18 protein-coding genes are annotated in these 18,959 nt (G+C 72.0%); 9 read left to right on the top strand and 9 right to left on the bottom strand.

Annotated elements, in window-relative coordinates:
- Positions 1 to 20: 20 nt before the first annotated feature.
- Positions 21 to 1,487, bottom strand: coding sequence for a beta-N-acetylhexosaminidase (locus tag IEY73_RS20440; RefSeq protein WP_229715999.1), 1,467 nt, complete (start codon positions 1,485 to 1,487; stop codon positions 21 to 23).
- Positions 1,488 to 1,512: 25 nt separating this feature from the next.
- On the opposite strand from IEY73_RS20440, the gene IEY73_RS20435 reads away from it, so the two are divergent.
- The 3 genes from IEY73_RS20435 (at position 1,513) to IEY73_RS20425 (ending at position 4,744) form a co-directional block, all read left to right on the top strand.
- Positions 1,513 to 2,061 (top strand): GNAT family N-acetyltransferase, encoded by a 549-nt coding sequence (locus IEY73_RS20435; RefSeq protein WP_189080873.1) that lies wholly within the window; start codon positions 1,513 to 1,515, stop codon positions 2,059 to 2,061.
- A 52-nt stretch (positions 2,062 to 2,113) separates the two neighbouring features.
- Positions 2,114 to 3,937: a M48 family metalloprotease gene (locus IEY73_RS20430; RefSeq protein ID WP_189080872.1), complete on the top strand. Its 1,824-nt coding sequence runs from the start codon at positions 2,114 to 2,116 to the stop codon at positions 3,935 to 3,937.
- Between the two features lie 243 nt (positions 3,938 to 4,180).
- Positions 4,181 to 4,744: a hypothetical protein gene (locus IEY73_RS20425; protein ID WP_189080871.1), complete on the top strand. Its 564-nt coding sequence runs from the start codon at positions 4,181 to 4,183 to the stop codon at positions 4,742 to 4,744.
- 32 nt (positions 4,745 to 4,776) lie between these two features.
- On the opposite strand, the gene IEY73_RS20420 is transcribed toward IEY73_RS20425, so the two are convergent.
- Positions 4,777 to 5,604, bottom strand: coding sequence for an LLM class flavin-dependent oxidoreductase (locus IEY73_RS20420; RefSeq protein WP_189080870.1), 828 nt, complete (start codon positions 5,602 to 5,604; stop codon positions 4,777 to 4,779).
- Between the two features lie 160 nt (positions 5,605 to 5,764).
- On the opposite strand from IEY73_RS20420, the gene IEY73_RS20415 reads away from it, so the two are divergent.
- Together IEY73_RS20415 and IEY73_RS20410 are read left to right on the top strand one after the other, a co-directional pair.
- Entirely contained in the window at positions 5,765 to 6,259 is a 495-nt protein-coding gene (locus IEY73_RS20415) for a GrpB family protein (RefSeq protein ID WP_189080869.1), read from the top strand.
- Between the two features lie 303 nt (positions 6,260 to 6,562).
- Positions 6,563 to 8,971: a lipopolysaccharide biosynthesis protein gene (locus IEY73_RS20410; RefSeq protein ID WP_189080868.1), complete on the top strand. Its 2,409-nt coding sequence runs from the start codon at positions 6,563 to 6,565 to the stop codon at positions 8,969 to 8,971.
- A gap of 88 nt (positions 8,972 to 9,059) precedes the next feature.
- Here IEY73_RS20410 and IEY73_RS20405 read toward each other — a convergent pair whose 3' ends face one another.
- Positions 9,060 to 9,545: a hypothetical protein gene (locus IEY73_RS20405; RefSeq protein ID WP_189080867.1), complete on the bottom strand. Its 486-nt coding sequence runs from the start codon at positions 9,543 to 9,545 to the stop codon at positions 9,060 to 9,062.
- An 83-nt stretch (positions 9,546 to 9,628) separates the two neighbouring features.
- Positions 9,629 to 10,114 (bottom strand): GNAT family N-acetyltransferase, encoded by a 486-nt coding sequence (locus tag IEY73_RS20400; protein WP_229715998.1) that lies wholly within the window; start codon positions 10,112 to 10,114, stop codon positions 9,629 to 9,631.
- A gap of 130 nt (positions 10,115 to 10,244) precedes the next feature.
- Here IEY73_RS20400 and IEY73_RS20395 point away from each other — a divergent pair, with 130 nt between their 5' ends.
- The 3 genes from IEY73_RS20395 (at position 10,245) to IEY73_RS20385 (ending at position 11,464) form a co-directional block, all read left to right on the top strand.
- On the top strand, positions 10,245 to 10,595 hold the full coding sequence (locus tag IEY73_RS20395; RefSeq protein WP_189080865.1) for a DUF2750 domain-containing protein: 351 nt from the start codon (positions 10,245 to 10,247) through the stop codon (positions 10,593 to 10,595).
- A 75-nt stretch (positions 10,596 to 10,670) separates the two neighbouring features.
- Positions 10,671 to 11,102, top strand: coding sequence for a response regulator (locus IEY73_RS20390; protein WP_229715997.1), 432 nt, complete (start codon positions 10,671 to 10,673; stop codon positions 11,100 to 11,102).
- Between the two features lie 29 nt (positions 11,103 to 11,131).
- Positions 11,132 to 11,464: a PRC-barrel domain-containing protein gene (locus IEY73_RS20385; protein ID WP_189080863.1), complete on the top strand. Its 333-nt coding sequence runs from the start codon at positions 11,132 to 11,134 to the stop codon at positions 11,462 to 11,464.
- Between the two features lie 22 nt (positions 11,465 to 11,486).
- Here the strand turns inward: IEY73_RS20385 and IEY73_RS20380 are convergent, their stop codons facing one another.
- The 3 genes from IEY73_RS20380 to IEY73_RS20370 all read right to left on the bottom strand — a co-directional run bounded on the left by IEY73_RS20380 (position 11,487) and on the right by IEY73_RS20370 (position 14,853).
- Complete coding sequence (locus IEY73_RS20380) at positions 11,487 to 12,371, bottom strand: MHYT domain-containing protein (protein WP_306661514.1); 885 nt, start codon at positions 12,369 to 12,371, stop codon at positions 11,487 to 11,489.
- 204 nt (positions 12,372 to 12,575) lie between these two features.
- Positions 12,576 to 12,779 (bottom strand): hypothetical protein, encoded by a 204-nt coding sequence (locus IEY73_RS20375; RefSeq protein WP_189080861.1) that lies wholly within the window; start codon positions 12,777 to 12,779, stop codon positions 12,576 to 12,578.
- Positions 12,780 to 12,831: 52 nt separating this feature from the next.
- Positions 12,832 to 14,853: a beta-galactosidase gene (locus IEY73_RS20370; RefSeq protein ID WP_229715996.1), complete on the bottom strand. Its 2,022-nt coding sequence runs from the start codon at positions 14,851 to 14,853 to the stop codon at positions 12,832 to 12,834.
- Positions 14,854 to 14,899: 46 nt separating this feature from the next.
- Here IEY73_RS20370 and IEY73_RS20365 point away from each other — a divergent pair, with 46 nt between their 5' ends.
- Positions 14,900 to 17,140 carry a glycosyl hydrolase family 95 catalytic domain-containing protein gene (locus tag IEY73_RS20365; RefSeq protein WP_189080860.1) on the top strand — a complete coding sequence of 747 codons (2,241 nt, stop codon included), beginning with the start codon at positions 14,900 to 14,902 and terminating at the stop codon, positions 17,138 to 17,140.
- On the opposite strand, the gene IEY73_RS20360 is transcribed toward IEY73_RS20365, so the two are convergent.
- Both IEY73_RS20360 and IEY73_RS20355 read right to left on the bottom strand, forming a co-directional pair.
- A complete protein-coding gene (locus tag IEY73_RS20360) occupies positions 17,130 to 18,032 on the bottom strand; it encodes a carbohydrate ABC transporter permease (RefSeq protein WP_189080859.1) in 903 nt (300 codons plus the stop codon). The two genes, IEY73_RS20365 and IEY73_RS20360, sit on opposite strands and share 11 nt — an antisense overlap.
- Positions 18,029 to 18,959, bottom strand: a 931-nt coding sequence (locus tag IEY73_RS20355; protein ID WP_189080858.1) for an ABC transporter permease, incomplete at its 5' end; no start/stop codon positions are given. The genes IEY73_RS20360 and IEY73_RS20355, both read right to left, overlap by 4 nt.

Raw genomic sequence — 18,959 nt, 5'->3', positions numbered from 1 at the left:
ACTGTTCACCTGCCGGGCCGTCAGTTCCAGTCGATGGCGCTCGCGCGGTGGAAGGCGACGCCGCGAGCGGTCCACCGCGGGCCGAACGACGCAAGGCGGCGTCGGAACGAATCCCAGTCCCGCCGCGCGCGCGGCGACCACCCGACCTCGGCGGTCGCCGCGAGCCGGGGAAACGTCATGAACTCCGCGTCCGCCATGCTGCGCAGCGTCTCGGACCAGAGCGGCGCCTCGACACCGAGCAGCGCCTCCTCGCCGACCCCGGGCAGCCGCTCCGCCGGATCCCATCGGTACGCGCGTTCCACGTCGAGCATCCCGGCCCATTCCAGCCCCAGCCGGCAGTCCGGGTCGTACTTCATGTCCAGGTACGTCCGATCGGCCGGCGACATGATGACCTTGCTGCCCCGGGCGGCGGCGCGAGCCACGCCGTCGTCGGCCGGCTCGATCCGCCAGTACTGCACGACGGCAGCTTCCGGGAGGTCCACGGCGGCCATCTCGTGCCAGCCGACGACCCGCTTGCCGTACTTGCCGACCAGCGGAAGCACGCGGGACAGGAAGGTCTGGTAATCGGCGCGCGTGGTGGCCTGCGCCTCGTCGCCACCGATGTGCAGGAACGGGCCGGGCGTCAGCCGGGCGACCTCGCGGATGACGTCCTCGGCGAACGCGTACGTGACGTCGCAGCCGGCGAGCAGCGAGCTGTATCCGACCTCGGTGTCGGTGCGCGGGGCGATCGGCTCGTCGCGGCCGGCGAGTTCCGGGTAGGCCACCTGTGCGGCATGCACGTGACCGGGCATGTCGATTTCCGGGACCACGGTGACGAACCGCTCCGCCGCGTACGCGACCACGTCGGCGTACTCCTTGGCGCGCAGAAATCCCGGCCCGGCCCCGTCGACTCCCGTTCCCGCGCCGCCACTCACCTCGGTCAGCCGCGGCCATCCCGGGATCTCCAGGCGCCACCCCTGGTCGTCGGTGAGATGCAGGTGCAAATGGTTGATCTTGAAGACGACGATCTCATCGATGTACCGCTTGATCTCGTCCACGGTGAAGAAGTGCCGGGCAAGGTCGAGCATCGCGCCGCGGAAGGGCAGGCGTGGCCGGTCCACGATCCGCCCGCCCGGCAGCCGGCCGTTCCGGTCGGCGAGTTGGGCGAGGGTCTGCGCGCCCGCGGACAACCCGGCCGGCGCCGCCGCACGCAGCGTCACGCCGTGCTGGGCGATCACCAGTTCGTAACCCTCGTCGCCGAGCCGGAGCAGGCCGGCATCGGTCTCGTCGAGGCAGAGAGCCAGATCGCCGTCCTCCGCCAGCCGTGGCCGCACGCCGGTGCGCTCCGCCAGCGCCTGCACGAGCCGCCGCGCAATGCCCTCGACGGGGTCCCGCAGGCCCCGGATGGCCAGGCTGGTGTCTGCCGTCACGGTGAAATCGGCATCCGGGTCGGGATGCACCTGCGCGGGGACGGGAATCACATCGCCGAGCTGTAAAGGTTCTTTCACGAAAACAAACTTAGACTCCCGGACTATGCCGATCACCACACGCCGCGCGACGCCGGACGACGCCGCGCCCCTGCACGACCTGGCCGCTCGGACGTTCGGCCTGGCCTGCCCGCCCGGCACGGAGCAGGCCGACATCGACACCTTCGTGGCGACCCATCTGTCCGTGGACAGCTTCACCCGCTATCTGGCCGACCCCGACCGCATCGTGCTGCTGGCCCTGGCCGACGGGCAGCCGGCGGGTTATTCGATGCTTGTCGACGGCCCGATCCTGGACCCGGACGTGGGCGCCGTGGTGGACGAGAAGGCCAGCATCGAACTGAGCAAGTTCTATGTCGCCCGGGACCGGCACGGTTCCGGCGTGGCCGCGGCGCTGATGGCGGCGACTCTGGAGGCGGCGGCCTCGACCGGCGCGCTGCACTGCTGGCTCGGCGTCAACCAGCGCAACGGACGGGCGGCACGGTTCTACGAGAAGAGTGGCTTCTCGGTGGTGGGCACCAAGCGATTCCGCGTCGGTGCGCAATGGCACGACGACCATGTGCGCACCCGGCCGCTGCACGACCTGCCGGTGCGCTGAGCCCTCCGCCGCGCGCGGCTACGCTGTGCCGAGCGTCTTCAGGGGGTGCGGTGTGAGCGGTGGCGTCCGGGCGCGGGCATCGGTGCTGACGCTCGCCGGGTTCCCGGTCGTCGCGACGCTGCAACTCGCCCTGGTCGTGGCGCCGGTGCTGCTCCTGCTCTCGCTGCTGCCCGGCCCGCTCGCGCTGCGCGTCGGCGGGCCGGTGTGCATGGCCACGGTCGGCGTCATGGCGTACGCGACGTGGCGGGCTCTGCACGCGCGGCGGGTGCCGCCGGCCGGGGTGCCGGTGAGCCGCGACGACGCGCCCGCGCTGTGGACCATGGTCGAGGACGCCGCCCGCGCCGCCGCGACGCGTCCACCGGACGGCATCGTGGTGATCGCCGAGGCCCGCGTCACACTGCACGAACGCGGCCGACTGCTGGGCCTGCTCGGCGGGCGCCGCGAGCTCTACCTCGGCATGCCGCCGCTGCTGGTGTGGGACGGGGCGTGGCTGGCCGCCGCGGTCGCGCACGAGATGGCGCACGGCTCGCCCACCACGGGCGGCCGGTTCGCCCGGGTGGCGCACCGCGGTCGTCTGACGGTGGGCCGGGTGGTGCCGCGCATCTCGCACCGCAATCCGGCCGGTCCGCTGCTGCGCGCGTACGCCCGGTGGTACCGCGCCGTCGACGCGCCGTTGCGCCGCGACGCGGAGCTCGCGGCCGATCGGATGGCCGCGGCCTTCGCCGGTGGCCCGGCGGCCGTGGCGGTGCTCCGGGACCTGCCCGCCCTGCAGCGGCTGCAACGGGTCTTCCACGCGGAATATCTCGGCCCGGGGTGGCAGGCCGGCTGCGCGCCGGACGACATCTTCGGTGGGTTTCTGCGGATGCTGGCGGCGCGCGCGGAGGAGATGGCCGCGCTGCGCGCCCAGGAACCCGCACCCCCGGGTTTCTGGGACACCCATCCCCCGGCCGCCCAGCGGCGCGCCGCCATCGACACGACGACGGCCGGATCCGTCCGGCTCCCGGACGGCGACCTGGTGCCGGACCTGCCCGGCCTCGGTCGTGCGCTGCAGGAGGTGTCCTTTCCGGCCGCCGGACGCGTCGTGGTCACCTGGGACGAGTTCTTCGGCGCGGCCCGGTCCGCGGAGATGCGGCGCGAGGCGGATGCGGCCCTCGGCGCCCTCTCGCACACCGTCGGCACCATCGTGCGGACCGCCGCCGACGTGCTCGATCTCGCCGCGGACGGCCGACTGGGCAAGGCGGCCGAGGGCGTCTTCGGCGATCTCGCACCGGACGAGCGATCCGAGCGGGTCATCGAACTGATCACTCTGTTGCTCGCGCTGGCCGCCTTGGACGGCGGCGCGGCCCGGTGGCGGCATAGCTGGACCGGTACGGCCGAGTTGGTCGCCCGGGACGGTTCGCACCTGGACCTGCGTGGGCCGGCCGTGCAGGCAAGCGACCCGGCGACCGTCGGCACGGCGCGTGCGCGGCTGGCCGACGCCGGCATCGACCCGGCCGCCTCGGGCGGCACGAGCGAGCCGCGCCCGGTGGTGCTCAGCGGGGTGGTCAACCTGGTGGTGGACGGCGCACGCACGGATCTGCTGGTGGCCGAGTCCGGACTGCTGCTGGTGCCCGGGCTCCCCCGCGGGCGTCACGGCGCCGCCAAGCACCGCCTGGCGCGCTTCGCCGCGGGCGGGGAGGCGGCACCGAACGGGCGCTTCGTGCCGTACGCGGAGATCTCCGGGGCGATCCAGCGGCGCCGGACCCGTCGGGCCTGGGATTTGCGTCTGCGCGACGGGGGTGCCCTGTCGGTGCGCACCGCGCTCGATTCCGACGAGCTGCCCGGGGGCTGGCGGGCGCTGGACGACGCCCTGGCGTTTCTGGCACGACCTCGCTGATCTGGCACAACCTCACGGGCCTCGGTGCTGAACCGAACCCGCACCACATCCGTTCTCCTCAGTGAGCGGGCGTCACGACACGGGCACGCAACGGCATGGTCACAGCCGCGACAATCCGCGTGATCGAGGCGTCGCCGGAAGCCACACTGGGATGAGGCGGTGCTTGCTTCATCTTCCGGGTTATGGGGTACAGAACGACCCGGAGCCGAAGCGAAGATCGTCAGCGAAACAGGGGGTGCGCCGATGGAACGGGGACCGGCAGCGCTGTTCGGCGCGATCGTCGCCGTCGGACTCGGCCCGGCGTTGTGGCTCGGCGCGCAGTTCGGGCGCACCGCGACCGCCCCGGCCGACGAGCCCCCGGCGATCGTCTCGGAGCAGAAGGTGGACCGCTCGGCGTCCTCCGGCGGCGGCGGATCGGCACCCCAGGATCCGTCCGGCGTCGTGCCGACGCAGCCGCGTTCGGGCGCCCAGCTCGACCCGCTACCGGCCGCGTCGCCTCAGCAGCCGAGCGCCACCGGAGACGGGGAGGCCGCCGACCCGGAGCCGAGCCGGACCACCGCGGCAGGGACTCCGTCGGCATCATCCACAAGCGGTCCGTCCACTCCGTCCGCGTCCGCCACGCCGACCGGCGGCGCCGCGACACCCCCGTCCCCGTCCCCGTCGTCCACCGGCGGCAGCGGCACCGGAGCGTCGGATCCGGCGACCGAGGATGACGGGCAGAACGGCGCCGGTTCGACCGGCGGGCAAGACGGCGGCGGGCAGAACACCGGCGATGCCGGCGATGTGGAACTCGCCAGCGCCGGCTGAACGGCCGTTTCGCGAGCTGCCCGGACGTCCCGTCAGGCCCGCGGGATCTTGGGCCTGACCTGCTCCGCCACGAACCTGATGAAGCCCGGCAGATCCGGTTCGTCGGGGGTGGGCTGGAGGATCACCGAGGTGGCGCCCGCCTCGATCCACGGCATCACCGCGTCCGCGATCTGGGCCGCGTCACCGTGCACGCCGGGATGATCCAGCGTGAGCGCGGCGAGACGTTGCTCGGCGCCGGGACCGGTCGCGGCGGGCACGAACACCGCGAGGGGATGGCCGCCGGTCAGTTCCCTCGCCCGCGCGGTCAGCTCGGGCGAGGTGCCACCGGACAGGATGGTGCCGTGCGCCAGTTCGCCGGACAGGCGCAACGTCTTCGGGCCGGTGGCGCCGAGCCACAGGGGTGGGGCCGGGTCCGGCGGCCAGTCCAGACGCACCCCGTCGAGGCGGACGTAGCGCCCCTCGGTCGTCACCATGTCGCCGCGCAGCAGTGCCTGCAGCGCTGTCACATATTCCCGCAACAGGGTCATCGGCGAGGCCGGGCGGGCACCCACCTGGGCCATCCAGTCCTGCACCCCGTGCCCGACGCCGGGCATCACCCGGTCGCCGAACATGCGGCACAGCGTGGCGATCTCCATCGCGACGAGTGCGACGTTGCGCAACGGCACCGGCATCACACCCAGGCCGACCCGCACATGCGTGCTGGAGGCGAGCGCGGCGGCGACCGACGACACCCCGCCGCCGAGGAAGCAGTCTTCCCACAGCCACAGTTCCTCCAGCCCCGCCGCGCCGGCGGCGCGGGCCACGGCGGGCAGGGTCTCGGGCGGATTCTGCGGTAGGAAGACGACGCCAAGAGTGGTCATCGCCGCATTGTGCCAAGCCTCCGGCATCGGCGCCCGAGAATGTCAGAGGCCGCCGCTAGGTTGCCCGCGTGGATCGGCGCCACGGGGGCGCCGATCCACCATGGTCTGCCGGGTTTAGGGTCGCTGTCGACGCGATCGACTACGGAGACGGGGGTCCGACGTGAGCATCGTGGAGTCCGACGAGCGGTGGTCCAGGCTCGGCGCGCAGTGGTGCACCGACCTGGCAGACCGGTTCGCGGTGATCGAGCACATCGGCAGCACGGCGGTGCCCGGCTTGGCCGCCAAGCCGGTCATCGACCTGATGGCCGCGGTCGACGACCTCGCCTCGGTCACCGCGCCGCCGGGGTTCGAGGTGGTCCCGACGGACATGCCGGAGCGGCTGTTCCTGCGCCGGTCGGATCCGGACGGGCTGGTCGTCCACCTGCACGTGGTGACGGTCGCGAGCTGGCCGACCCGCAATGAGCGGCTGCTGCGCGACCATCTGCGTGCGCATCCGGCGGACCGGGACCGATACGCGCAGGTGAAGCGCCGGCTGATGGCCCGGCACGGTCCCGGCGACGCCTACACCCGAGGTAAGACCGAGCTCATCCAGGAACTGACCGACCGGGCGCGCGCCGAGCGCGGCCTCCCTTCCGTGCCGGTCTGGGAGGAGTGAGACCGCCTGGGCGGAGTCGACCGGTCTGGGGTGATGAGCCCGGCTGAGGCAGATGTGGCCGTCCGGCCCTCCGCCGAACGGCTCCCCGAACCCGCCAGACCGCACCGGCTCCACTCCGGAAGGTGACGTTAGCTTCGTCCGCTTCGCCCTACCGCCCCATTATGACGAGTAACTACCGTTTTCTTGTCGATCACTGGGGGGCTCTTGACCACGACCGAGGCATCGCCGACGGATGCGCCGCGCAGAGGCCTCGTGGCGACCCTCCGCGGCCACCTGGATCTCCTCCTGAATGCCGGATCGCTGATGGCGACCACCGCCGTCACCTCGCTGTTCGGCTTCGTCTACTGGTGGCTCGCCGCGCGGACGGCACCGGCCGAGGCGGTCGGCAAGGCGTCCGCCGCGGTGTCGGCGATGACGCTGATCGGCACCATCGGGATGTTCGGCATGGGCACCATGCTGATCTCGGATCTGCCGAAGCTCGCCGGTCGCCGATGGGAGCTGATCTCCACGTGCATGCTGGTGGCCGGCAGCGCCGCCACGGTCGGTGGCCTGGGCTACATCGTGGTCGCCCACCTGTGGATACCGGGGCTGCAGGATGCCCTCGGCAACGCGCCGACCACCGTCCTTCTGGTGGCCGGCATCGCCCTCAACTCGATGACGCTCGTGCTGGACGAGGCCCTGGTCGGATTGTTGCGGGGACCGTTGCAACTGATGCGCAACGCCTGGTTCTCGGTGCTGAAACTGGCACTGCTGGGCGTGGTGGCGCTGCTGCCGATCACGGTGACCGGCGGCGGCCTGCTGCTCACCTGGGTTTCGGGCATGGTGCTGTCGATCGCGGTGCTGAGCCGCACGCTGCGCCGGCGCGGCGTGATCGACTCGTTGCGGCCGCGACTGGCGCTGCTGCGCGGACGGGGCCGGGCGACCTTCGACCACAACCTGCTGAACCTGGCCACCTATCTGCCGCGGGCGACACTGCCGCTGGTCGTCACGGCGGTGCTCTCCGCCGAGGCGAACGCCGCCTTCTACACCGCCTTCATGGTGAACGCGGTCCTGGCCATGGTGCCGGGCAACGTGGCGCTCACCCTGTTCGCGGTGGCCAGCGGCGACAAGGCGGCGCTGCGCTCCAAGGTCCGGGTCGGCCTGGCGATCTCCCTGGTGGTGGGACTGCCGGCGTCGATCGTGGTGGCCCTCGCAGCCGAACCGATCATGTCGCTGTTCGGCGCGTCGTACGCGGCATCGGCGAGCACCGCGCTCAAGATCCTTGCGCTCACCTATCTGGCGTACATCTTCCATCACTTCTTCCTGGCCGTCTCCCGGGTGCAGGGTCGGCTCCGCGGCGCGGGCATCTTCTCCGTGTTCGCCGGCCTCGCCGAGTTGCTGGCCGCGTGGTACGGCGGGAGCCGCGGCAGCCTGACCGAGTTGGTCGCCTGGGTGGCCGCGGTGATGGTGCTGGAGGCCGTGCTTGTCGCGCCGACCGTGCTGCGGGTGGTCTTCGCCCGCCCCGAGCTCGATGCCGGGTTCGTGTCCACCACCAGCCTGACGGTGCTCGAACGTGCCGGGCTGCCGACCGAGGACGTTCGCACCGTCGGGCCACTCACCGGCGTGTCCGCGCAGCGGTTGCGTGCCGCCCTGGCAGGTCTGCACGCCGCGGATCCCACGCATCGCGCGGTGTCACGCCTGGACCGCTCCGGGGCGCGGTGGCTGCACATGGACGCGCCGACGTTCGCGGCGTACGCGCGGGACGCGGTGACCGACCTGGGTGACGCGCCCGCCGACGCGGGCGCGATGACCGAGCGGCTACTCGCCGAGCCACGTGGCCACCACCCGGTCCGGATCTTGACCGGCGGCGGATACGTGGCGATGAAGGTCGCCGGCGCGTACGGCGACGCCGGTCCGGTGAACGTCCTGCTGCGTGAGTTGATCCGGGCCGCGGCGGCGGAACGGGCCGCCGACATGGAACCGCTGTCTCGCCACCGGACCGTCCTGCCGCGGGCCTGGTGGCGGCAGGGCGGGGCGCGGCCGGGACGGTGGCGTGCGGCGCTCCGGCCGTCTCGCGCGCCGCGCCGGCCGGATGCGCCGACCCGGCCGTGGACGCCCGGCCTCGCCGTGCGGTACGACCGGTCGGCGCAGGTCGCGGACCGGTTGCGTGCCTGGCGCGACCGGTACGCGCCGGGGGTGAGCACGTCCGCGGTCATCTTCGCTTCGTTCGCCGCGGCCCTGCGCGAGCTGGGTCTGCATCCGGACGAGAGCGGCGCCACCTTCGTGGTGGACGCACGGCGCTACCTGTCGCCGGCTTCGCTCACCGACCCCGCGGCGATCCATGCGGCGCTGACGGACGAGTTGACGCGCGGTTCGATGCGCACCGTCATGCTGCTGCGCGGGGCCAGGGCCGCGGTGGCCGGCGCGCCCGGCACGCCGGATCCGCGGGAGGTAGCGGCCGACCCGCGACCGCGGTTGACGTTCATCGATCAGGGTTCGCACGATGCGCTCGCCGACCTGCCGTGGTCTATCGAGGCGGCGCAGCGGGTGAACCACAGCGTTCCCACGCGGACCGGACCGGCGGACATCACGGTGGCCCTCAGCGAGATGGGCGGCGTGCTCCACGTGACGGTGTTGTTCCACGCCTCCACGTACGACCCGGCGACGGTGGCCCGGGCGGTCGAACTCGTCTGCACCGACCCCACCGCGTTGATGATGGCGGCCGATCGGTGAGCTGACGCCCGCCATCCCGAGGACCGCGCGCGGCCGGCCGCCCCCGCCGGCCGCGCGCACCTTCGTGGAACAGAAACGGGCGGGGCGCTCAGGAGCTGGCGGAGCCGCCGCCCGCCGCGGACGGCACGTGCACCGGAAGCCGGAAGGTGGTGGTGCGGGCGAAGTCGCGCGGCTCCCCGGCGCAGGAACGGTAGGTCAGCATCGCGGGCAGCGAGATCCACCGGGACCCGGCGACGTCCGCGTCGACCCGGAAGGCGGTGTAGTCGATCTCCCGCTTGTCGAGCCTGCTGCCGTGGGAGAAGGACGTGTAGGTGCCGGTGTTCGCCGGGTAGCCGACCTCCACCCGCGGCGTCCCCCACACCCGCAGTTCGAAGTCGCAGATCGTCTTGTCGGTGCGCCACCAGACGTGGACGAACGTCGGCTGGTGCGCGCGCACCGTCTGCAGCGAGACGTTGACCGGCTCGGGGCCCTTCGTCTCCGTTGCGGCGGACACCGGTGTCGGGACTACCGACGTCACGGCCACGACCGCCGTCGCGGCCGCGGCCAGTGATGCGATGCGCCGGCCCTTGCTCATCTCATTCCTCCGTGTCGCTGGACCACCCCGGTGGTGATGCGTCACGAAACAGACTATTCAGACTTTGCGCTATCGGGGAACAATCAGAGTTTTTGGTACATAACGTGTAAACCAACCAAACCGCGCGTGGCATGCCGGAACGCCCCCGGAATGGTCGTCATGATGCGGAAACCGAGCGCCTGCCACAGATGCACCGCCGCGGTGTTGGTCTCCACCACCGCGTTGAACTGCATGCCGACGTAGCCCGCGGCGCGCGCCCACTCGACCACGTGCACGCCGAGCGCCCGCCCCACGCCCCGGCCGGACGCCTCCGGATCGACCATGAAAGCGGCCGTGGCGATGTGTGCGCCACGACCCGGACGGTTGGGGCCCATCTTCGCGCTGCCCAGCACGCGTCCCCCGGACACCGCCACCGCGGTCCGGCCGGGTGGGCGCTCCATCCACAGTTCCGCGGCCTCCGTCGACCCGAGACCTTCCGGGTACGCGTACGTCTCCCCCGCCGCGACGATCCGCGCGAAGAAGGGATAGATCTGCGGCCAATGCGACGACGTCGCCTCCAGAATCTCCACCGCGCGACGGTAACGGCTCGCTGCCCGCCGCGGACGGCACGCGGCGGTGGGGTCGTTTTGCCCTTTCTCGCCCTCCGCGCCCCGGGGGAAGCGACGATGGGTGCAGGCGCGACAACGAGGAGGAGGCGGCATGTCCCTGAGCGGTCCGCACCGGGCGGCCTTCCGACGTGAGGCAACGCAGGACTGGCGGGTCTTCTCGATCCGGGACCAGTTGGGCCACCCCACGCCGAAGGCACCGGACGGCACCCGGGCACTGCCCTTCTGGTCCCGTGCGTCGCGCGCTCATCGCGTGGTCGACCAGGTGGGCCCGTACCGCAATTTCGAGGTCGTCGAGGTGGACATGGACGACTGGCTGGACGCCTGGTTGCCCGACATGGATGTGCGGGGCCTGCTGGTCGGCGTCAACTGGGCCGGGGCGCGCGCGACCGGCTACGACATGTCCCCGGCCCGGGTAGCGAGCTGGTTCAGCGTGCCGATGTGAGACCGGTGCCAACCCGCTGGCGAGGCGAGACGCACTACCCCTATGCTTGCCGCACTGCAACCAAAGGGGGACGCGGTGCGGAGTCTGCAGGTTCTCGTCGTCGATGACGACGATGCCGACGCACTCATGATCACCGAGGCGCTGGAGAACAGTGATGCCCGCACCACCGTCCACCGTGTGGCCGACGGACGTGAGGCGCTGGACTTTCTGCGCCGTGACGAGCCGTTCACCGGCGTGCCGCGACCCGATCTGATCTTGCTGGATCTGAACATGCCGCGGATGGACGGGCGGGAGACGCTGGCGGCCATCAAGAGCGACGACACGCTCAAGGCGATACCGGTCATCATCCTCACCACCTCCGGCGACACGCCGGACATCGTGGCGAGCTATCAGCACCGAGCCAACGCCTACGTGACCAAGCCGTTCGGACTGGACGACTTCGAATCGACGGTGCGCCAGATCAACCACTTCTACCGGGACGTCGCCGTTCTGCCGACGCCGGACTGAACCCGCGCCGATCTGGGTACCTCGCGCGCATGGCCGAGGAAACCGACACGGCGCCCGAGGACCTGGGCGCTCCCATCGCATATCTGGCGCTCCCGGACGGGACCGCCGTCTACGACCGGTCCGGCGAGTCCGTCGGCGAGGTGGCCCACGTGCTCGCCGACGACCAAGAGGACATCTTCCACGGGCTGATCCTCACCACCCCACGGGGACACCGCTTCGCCCGGCCGGACCAGGTGGACGGGCTTTACGAACGCGGGGTGATCGTCGCGGTGCCGGCCGCGGAACTGGCCGAGCCGAACGCCGAGGCCGACGAGGAGAGCCTGCTCAAACGGGCCTGGAACTGGCTGATCTCACCGAAGTGACCAGGCCGCGGGGCCGCCCGGTTCACCGTCCGGAGCGGTCCCGGTACGTCCAGGAGGCGCCGATGGTCGGCATCTGGCGACCGGCCTCCCGTGACGCCGGGATGTCCGGCCGCGACGACGCCTGCGGCGCCGGGCGGCCCGTCGACTGCGGCACCGAGGAGTCCGGCGACCTGCGGGACGCCAGGTAGGCAGCGGCCGCGCGGTCCTCGTCCGTCGGGGCGGCCATCAGCGCGTACGCGAGACCGAGCGCGCCGAACAGCACCGCCACCCCGATCGGGATGAGCATCTGGCTCGCGGTCGCGCCGGACGGCGTGCCGATCGCGTTCGCGTTCACCCGGTGCACCGACATCGCGGCCATGCCGGTGAAGTGCATCCCGTTCACCGCCACGCCCATGACCAGCGCGGCGCCGACGATCGCGGTCGCCTTGCGGACGGTCAGGGCGAGCCAGAGCGCCACCGTCGCGGCGACCACCGCGATGGCCATGGAGACCACGACGAGCCCGATCCCATACTCGATGTGACCGTTGAGCCGCATCGCCGCCATGCCGGTGTAGTGCATCGCGCCGACGCCCAGGCCGGAGATGAGACCGCCGAGGATGATCCGGACGCTGCCCGCCCGGTTGCCGAACGAGACGATGGAGAGCCCGACGGTCACCGAGACGACCGCGATGAGCGCGCTCGCCGCGGTCAGGCCCACGTCGTACCGGATCGGCGTGCCGTCCACGCTGAAACCCATCATGGCCACGAAGTGCATGGTCCAGATGCCGGTGCCCCCGATGGCCACGGCGGCGAGGCTCAGCCACCAGACACGCCCGGCGGTGTTCTGCGCGTTGCGCAGGCGGATCGCGCACACGAGACCGAGCAACGAGCCGAGCACGGACAGTGCATAACTGAAGCCGGGGGTCACCCATCCGTGCGTAAAGTGATGGATTTCCACCATTCCGTTCCCCCCAAGATCGGCGTACGGAATGCATCCTGCCTGCTGGAATCCACATCCGCAGCGGACAGTGGGCCACGGCGCAAGTTCCGTCCGGACGGCCCTCTCCGGCCATCGGCCGTTCGGCGGAACGGCCGCAACGATTCGCCGCCATCGCGGCGGACAACCGACCACTCAGGAACGGCGCCCCAGAGCAGCCTCGGCGGCGCGTAGACGGTCGTCGTCGTCGGCCGCGGGTCGGACATCCTTCGCGCCGGGCACCAGCAGGCCCCAGAAGACCATGCCGAGCGCGCCCATCCACGCCCACCACGGGACCGGGGACGACTCACCGAAGGCATCCTCGATCAGCCCGTAGCCGATCTCCATCGCCATTTCCACGGTCGCCCCTCCCTCCCGCTCACGAGGTCGGCCGCAACAATCGGCCGGTGGGTCACCGCCCTGAGGGCTTTCCGGGCTTTTCCGCATGCGACGCCCCCACCACCCGGCCGGACGCCGGATCCTCGCGGATCACCGCGACGCCGCCCGCGGCCAGCTCGACGATCCCGTCCGCGCGGTCACCGGTCAGCAGGTCCACACCGGCGGCGCGCACCGCGTGCGCCTCCGGTGTGTGGTTGAGCAGGAAGAGCCAGGAACGCTCGCCGTCGCGGCGGCGCACCGCGTCGACGCCCGGCGGCAAATCCGCACACACCGGTCCGATGCCGGCGGCCTCCGCCACGGTGCGCAGCAGCGTGGCGAGGCCGCCGGCATCCACACGGGTGGACACGTACCAGCTCTCCCCGTGGCCCAGGGCGTGCCGGGTGACGGCCGGGCGGCCGTCCAGCACCCCGGCGGCATACCGGGTCACCACGTCGGCCCCCTCCGGGTGCACCGTCTCGGTCCAGTGCGCGCCGGTGCCCCCGCCGGACAGCGGCACGGTCTCCCCCGGCGGCACCGGGTGGAACTCCTCCACCCGCACGCCGAGCAGGTTCCGCAGCGCGCCGGGGTACCCGCCGGTGCGGATCCGGGCATGCTCGTCGGCCACGCCGCTGAGATAGGTGACGACCAGCCGGCCACCGGCAACCACCCAGGCGCGCAACCGCCCGGCCCGCTCGTCGCTCATCAGGTAGTGCGCGGGCAGCACCACCATCGCGTACCGGCTCAGGTCGCCGCCGCCCAGCACGTCGGCGGTGATGCCCAGGCGCCAGAGCGCGCGGTGCGCCCGCTCCGCCTCCGCCCGGTGGTTCACCTGCGCCGGCAGGCCCGGTGCCTGCAGGGCCCACGCGGACGGCTCGTCGAACAGCACCGCCACCCGCGCGTCGACCCGTCCGGCCGCGGCCTCGGTCAGCCGGGGCAGCCGGTCGCCCAGCTCGACGGCTTCGCGGAACACCCGATTGTCCGGCCCGGCGTGCGGCACCAGCGCGGAGTGGAACAGCTCCGCGCCACCGCACGGGGCACGCCACTGGAAGAACATCGCGCCGCGGGACTCGCGAGCCACCGCGGCGATGCTCTGCCGCACCATCCGGCCGGGCTCCTTCGTGTGCATCCGGTCCGGCGTGTAGATCAGATTCGGTGCGGTCTCCATCAGCAACCAGTCCGCAGCGCCGGCGGAACGTGCCCATCCCCGGGCCAGGTCCGCCGCGAACGCCGCCTGCTCCTCCGCGGCCGGACCGGCGTCGTTCGGGTAATGGTCCACGGCGACCAGGTCGACCTCGCGCGACCAGCGCGCATGGTCCACCGGCACCCAGTCGCCGAGCACGAAATTGGTGGTCACCGGGATGCCCGGGGTCGCGGCGCGCAGCACGTCGCGCTGCTCGACGTACGCGTCGAGGAGTTCGTCCGAGGTGAACCGGCGGAAGTCCAGCACCTGTGCCGGGTTGGGCAGGTACTGGGTGACCCGGGGCGGCCGGACCTGCGCCCAGTCGGTGTAGCGCTGACTCCAGAACGCCGTGGTCCAGGCCTCGTTGAGGCCGTCCAGGTCGCCGTGACGGGCGCGCAGCCAGCCACGGAACGCCTCGGCGGTGATGTCGCAGTGGCAGGTGGTGCCGTACTCGTTGTGCACGTGCCACAGGGCCAGGGCGGGGTGTTCGGCGTACCGGTGGGCCAGCACCGCGGCGATGCTGCGCGCGGCGGCCCGGTAGGCGGGCGCGCTGGCGCAGTAGGTGTCCCGGCTGCCGTGGCTGAGCCGCACGCCGTCCGCGCCGACCGGCAGTGCCTCCGGGTGCGCCAGCGAGAACCAGGGCGGCGGCGAGGCGGTCGGGGTGGCCAGCACCGCGGCGATCCGGTGCGCGGCGAGGCGGTCGAGCACCCGGTCCAACCAGTCGAACTCGTACCGCCCCGGCGCCGGTTCCAGCCACGACCAGGAGAACACGCCGACGGTGACCGCGGTGATGCCGGCCGCGCGCATCAGCGCCATGTCCTCGTCCTGGACCCGTTCCGGCCATTGCTCCGGGTTGTAGTCGCCGCCGTAGAACACGCCGGCCCCCTTGTCCTTTGTTGGGAGTCCAGCCAAAGTAGGTGCGGTGATCGATGGTGTCAACGACGGCTGGGAGGACGCCCTGGTCACCGGGAACGGCCGGCAGGGCGCGCTGTGCCGGGGCGGTCCGGCGGCGCTGCGGCTGACGTTCTCGCACGAGCGGCTGTTCCTGCCGCTGCACCCGCCACGGGATCCGCCGGACACCGCGAGCAGGCTGCCCGAGCTGCGGGACATGCTGCGCGCCGGCCGGTACGCGCAGGCGGCCACCGCGGTCTGGCGGGAAGCGGCAGCGGCGGACCCGCGGTATGCCGAGACTCTCTGGATCGACCCGCTGGTCGGCGCCGCCACGCTGACCGTGCGGCCACGCTCCCCCAGCGCGGCCGGACCGGTGCGGCGCGACGTCGACCCGGAAACCGGCCTGGTCACGCTGCGCCGGCAAGACGCCGCCGGCACGGTGTGCCTGTCCGCGTTCGCCTCCCGGCCCCTGGACGCGATCGTGGTGCGGCTGAGCGCCACCGGCGGCTTCGCGGGCAGCCTGCGACTGACGCCGATCGACGGCGCGCCACCGCGCCGGTATGTGTCCGATGTGGCGGTCACGCCCGAGGCGATCATGCTGTCCGCGCGTTTTCCGGAGGCGACCTGGCCCGGCGCACTCTCCGGCTATCGGGTGCACTGCCGGGTGCGGGGCGGTGCCACGGCTCCCGCCGGGGTGCTGGAGTCGGACGCCGTACTGGTGATCCGCACGCTGCTGCCCGGCGACCCGGACCCGGAGCCCCCGGCCGACGACTTCGATGCCCTGCTCGCCGAGCACGCGGCGGTGCACGGCGAGCTGTTCGGCCGGGTCCACCTGGACCTGGGTGCGGCACCCGCGGAGCGCACCGCCGCGACCGCGGATCTGCTCGCGCACGCGGGCGAGGGCCGCGCCGCGGCCGATCCGGCACTGGTGGAACGCCTCTTCGACGCCGGGCGGTACGTGATCATCAGCAGTTGCGGCGCGCTGCCGCCCACCCTGCAGGGCGTCTGGAGCGGCACCTGGACGCCGCCCTGGTCCAGCGGATACACGCTGGACGGCAACCTGGCCGCGGCGGTCGCCGGTCTGCTGCCCACCGGCACCCCGGAGTTGCTGCTGCCGGTCTTCGACCTGATCGACCGGGTCCGCGGCGACCTGCGGCGCAACGCTCGACGGCTGTACGGCGCGGGCGGGGTGCTGACGCCGGTGCACCTGTCCACCCACGGCCGGCAGAACCACTTCGGGCCGGTGTGGTGCCAGACGTTCTGGACCGCCGGGGCGGGCTGGCTCGCCCGGCTCTACGTGGATTACTGGCGATACACCGGCGACCAGCGGTTCCTGCACGAGCGGGCGTTGCCGTTCCTGCGCGAATGCGCGCAGTTCCTCCGGGACTTCGTGCAGATCCGGGACGGGCGTGCGACGTTCGCGCCGTCCTACTCGCCGGAGAACGCGCCGGCCGGCACCGGATCGCAGGCATGCGTGGATGCCACCATGGACGTCGCCATCGCCCGCGACGTGCTGACCAACCTGCTCGCGCTGACCGGCCCCGAGGAGCCGGACCGGGAAGGATGGCGGACGTTGCGGGACGCGCTGCCGGGCTACCGGGTGGCGGACGGCCGGCTGGCCGAATGGCTGCACCCGGATCTGGACGACCAGCCGGCGCACCGGCACGCGTCGCACCTGTGGCCGCTGTGGTACGAGCCGGATCCGCTGATCACCGAGGATCCGGCGACCCGGGCGGCGGCACGGGCCGCGGTGCGTGACCGGCTGGCCTGGTGGGACACCGCGGAGGCGGACGAGATGGCGTACGGGCTGACCCAGCTCGGCCTGGCCGCCGCGGCGCTGGGCATGGCGGAGGAGGCGTACCGGTGCGTCGCCGGGATGGCCACCCGCTATTGGCGGCCGACGCTGGTGCCGACGCACAACCGGGGCGCGATCTTCAACGTGGACATCGCCGGTGGCCTGCCCGCGGTCGTCGCGGCGATGCTCGTGCGATGCGCGCACGGCCGGCTCGACCTGCTGCCCGCGCTGCCCGCCGCCTGGCCTCGCGGGCGGGTCACCGGGCTGCGGACGCGCGACGCGATCACCCTGCGCGAGCTGCGCTGGGCACCCGGCATGGTGATCGCGGAGCTGGTGGCGAGGCGCGACACGCCGCTGGTCGTCACGGCCGGTCCGGGCCGCTGGTCGGGCGTCCTGCCGGCCCACCAGCCGTTGACACTGAGTTGGATCTCCCGGCGTGCGCGCGGCGATGCGGTCGGCATGACGGTCACCCCTTGACGGCGCCGATCAGCACTCCCCGGATGAAGTGGCGTTGCAGGAACGGGTACACCACGGCGATCGGCAACACCGTCACCACGACCACCGCCATCTTGATCGCCAGGGTGGGCGGCAGGGCGACGCCCACCGCGCTGCCCGAGGTCTGCGGCGTCAGCCCGGCCAGGATGAAGCTCTGCAGGATCCGTTGGATCGGGAACTTCTGGTTGTCGTCGATGTAGAGCAGCGCGGTGAACCACACGTTCCAGTAGCCGACGGCGTAGAACAGGCCCACCACCGCGATCACCGCCTTGGACAGCGGCAGCACGATGCGCAGGAGGATGCGGAACTCGCCCGCCCCGTCCACCCGGGCACTGTCCATCAGCTCGGCCGGGATGTTCTGGATGAACGCCCGCACCACGACCAGATTGAACACGTTCACCGCCACCGGCAGGACCAGCGACAACAGGTTGTCCTTGAGGCCGACGCCGGTCACCACCAGATAGCTGGGCACCAGCCCCGGATAGATCAGGAACGTGAGCAGGAAGTAGAAGAGCAGCCCTCGGTGCGCCACCGAGCCGGGCCGGGACAGCCCGTACGCGGCCAGCACGGTGACCACCAGGCTCACCGCGGTGCCGATGACCGTCACCACGGCGCTGATCCCCAGCGCACGGGCGACCTGCCCGCCGGCGAAGATGACCCGGTACGCGTCCAGGTCGATCTCGCGGGGCACCACCACCAGCCCGCCGGCGGCGTTGATGGTCTCCCGTGACGACACGCTGGTGACCAGCACCACCCACAGCGGGATCAGCACGGCCAGCACGACGGCGAGGAGAATGCCGCCCTTGATGGTCTGCCCGGCGGGTGAGGGCTTCTCCTCCCAGGCCGGGCGGCGGGCGTGCGCGGTGGTCGTCATGATCGCGAGTACACCCCCTGTTCGCCCATCGCGTGGGCGACCCGGTTGGCGAGCAGGATGAGGAACAGGCCAACGAGCGCTTTGAACAGTCCGGCTGCCGCGCCCAGGCCGTAGTCGCCGGTGATGATCGCCTGGAAATAGACGTACGTGTCGACCACTTCGGCGGCCTGTCGCCCGACCGCGTCGCGTTGCAGCAGGAACTGCTCGAAGCCGACGGTGAGCGCGTCGCCCAGGCGCAGGATCAGCAGCAGCACGATGACCGGCCGCAGCCCGGGAAGGGTGATGTGCCAGAGCCGCTGCCTGCGGCTGGCGCCGTCTACCGCGGACGCCTCGTAGAGGTTCGGGTCGATGGTGGACAGCGCGGCCAGGAAGACGATGGTGCCCCAGCCCACGTCCTTCCAGACGGCTTCGCCGGTGACCAGCACGATGAACGTGTGCGGGTTGGACATGATCTGCGGCGGCGAGATGCCCGCGTCGCGCAGTTCCTGGGACAGCAGCCCGGCGCCACCCAGCATCTGCACGAAGAACGTGACCACCAGCACCCAGCTGAAGAAGTGCGGCAGATAGACCACGGTCTGCACGAAGCCGCGCAGCCGCGTGGACAGCACGCTGTTGAGCAGGACCGCCAGCAGGATCGGCAGCGGGAAGAAGAACACGAGCTGGAACGCGGTGATGGACAGGGTGTTCCAGACGGCGTCCCAGAACGCCGGGTCGTCGAACAGGATGCGGAAGTTCTCCAACCCGATCCAGGTGCTGTTCGCGAACGCCTGCAACGGGCTGTCACCCAGGTAGGGGTTGTAATCCTGGAACGCGACCACGTTTCCGAGCACCGGCAGGTAATGAAAGACGCCGAGCAACAGCACACCGGGCGCGACCATCACCAGCAACGGCCAGTCGCGCCGCAGCCGGGCCCGCAGCGGTGCACGA

Source organism: Mangrovihabitans endophyticus, assembly GCF_014646155.1.
GTDB classification, from domain to species: Bacteria; Actinomycetota; Actinomycetes; order Mycobacteriales; family Micromonosporaceae; genus Actinoplanes; species Actinoplanes endophyticus.
The sequence above is the reverse complement of the archived record's forward strand: the minus strand, read 5'-3'. Positions and strand labels throughout refer to the sequence as shown.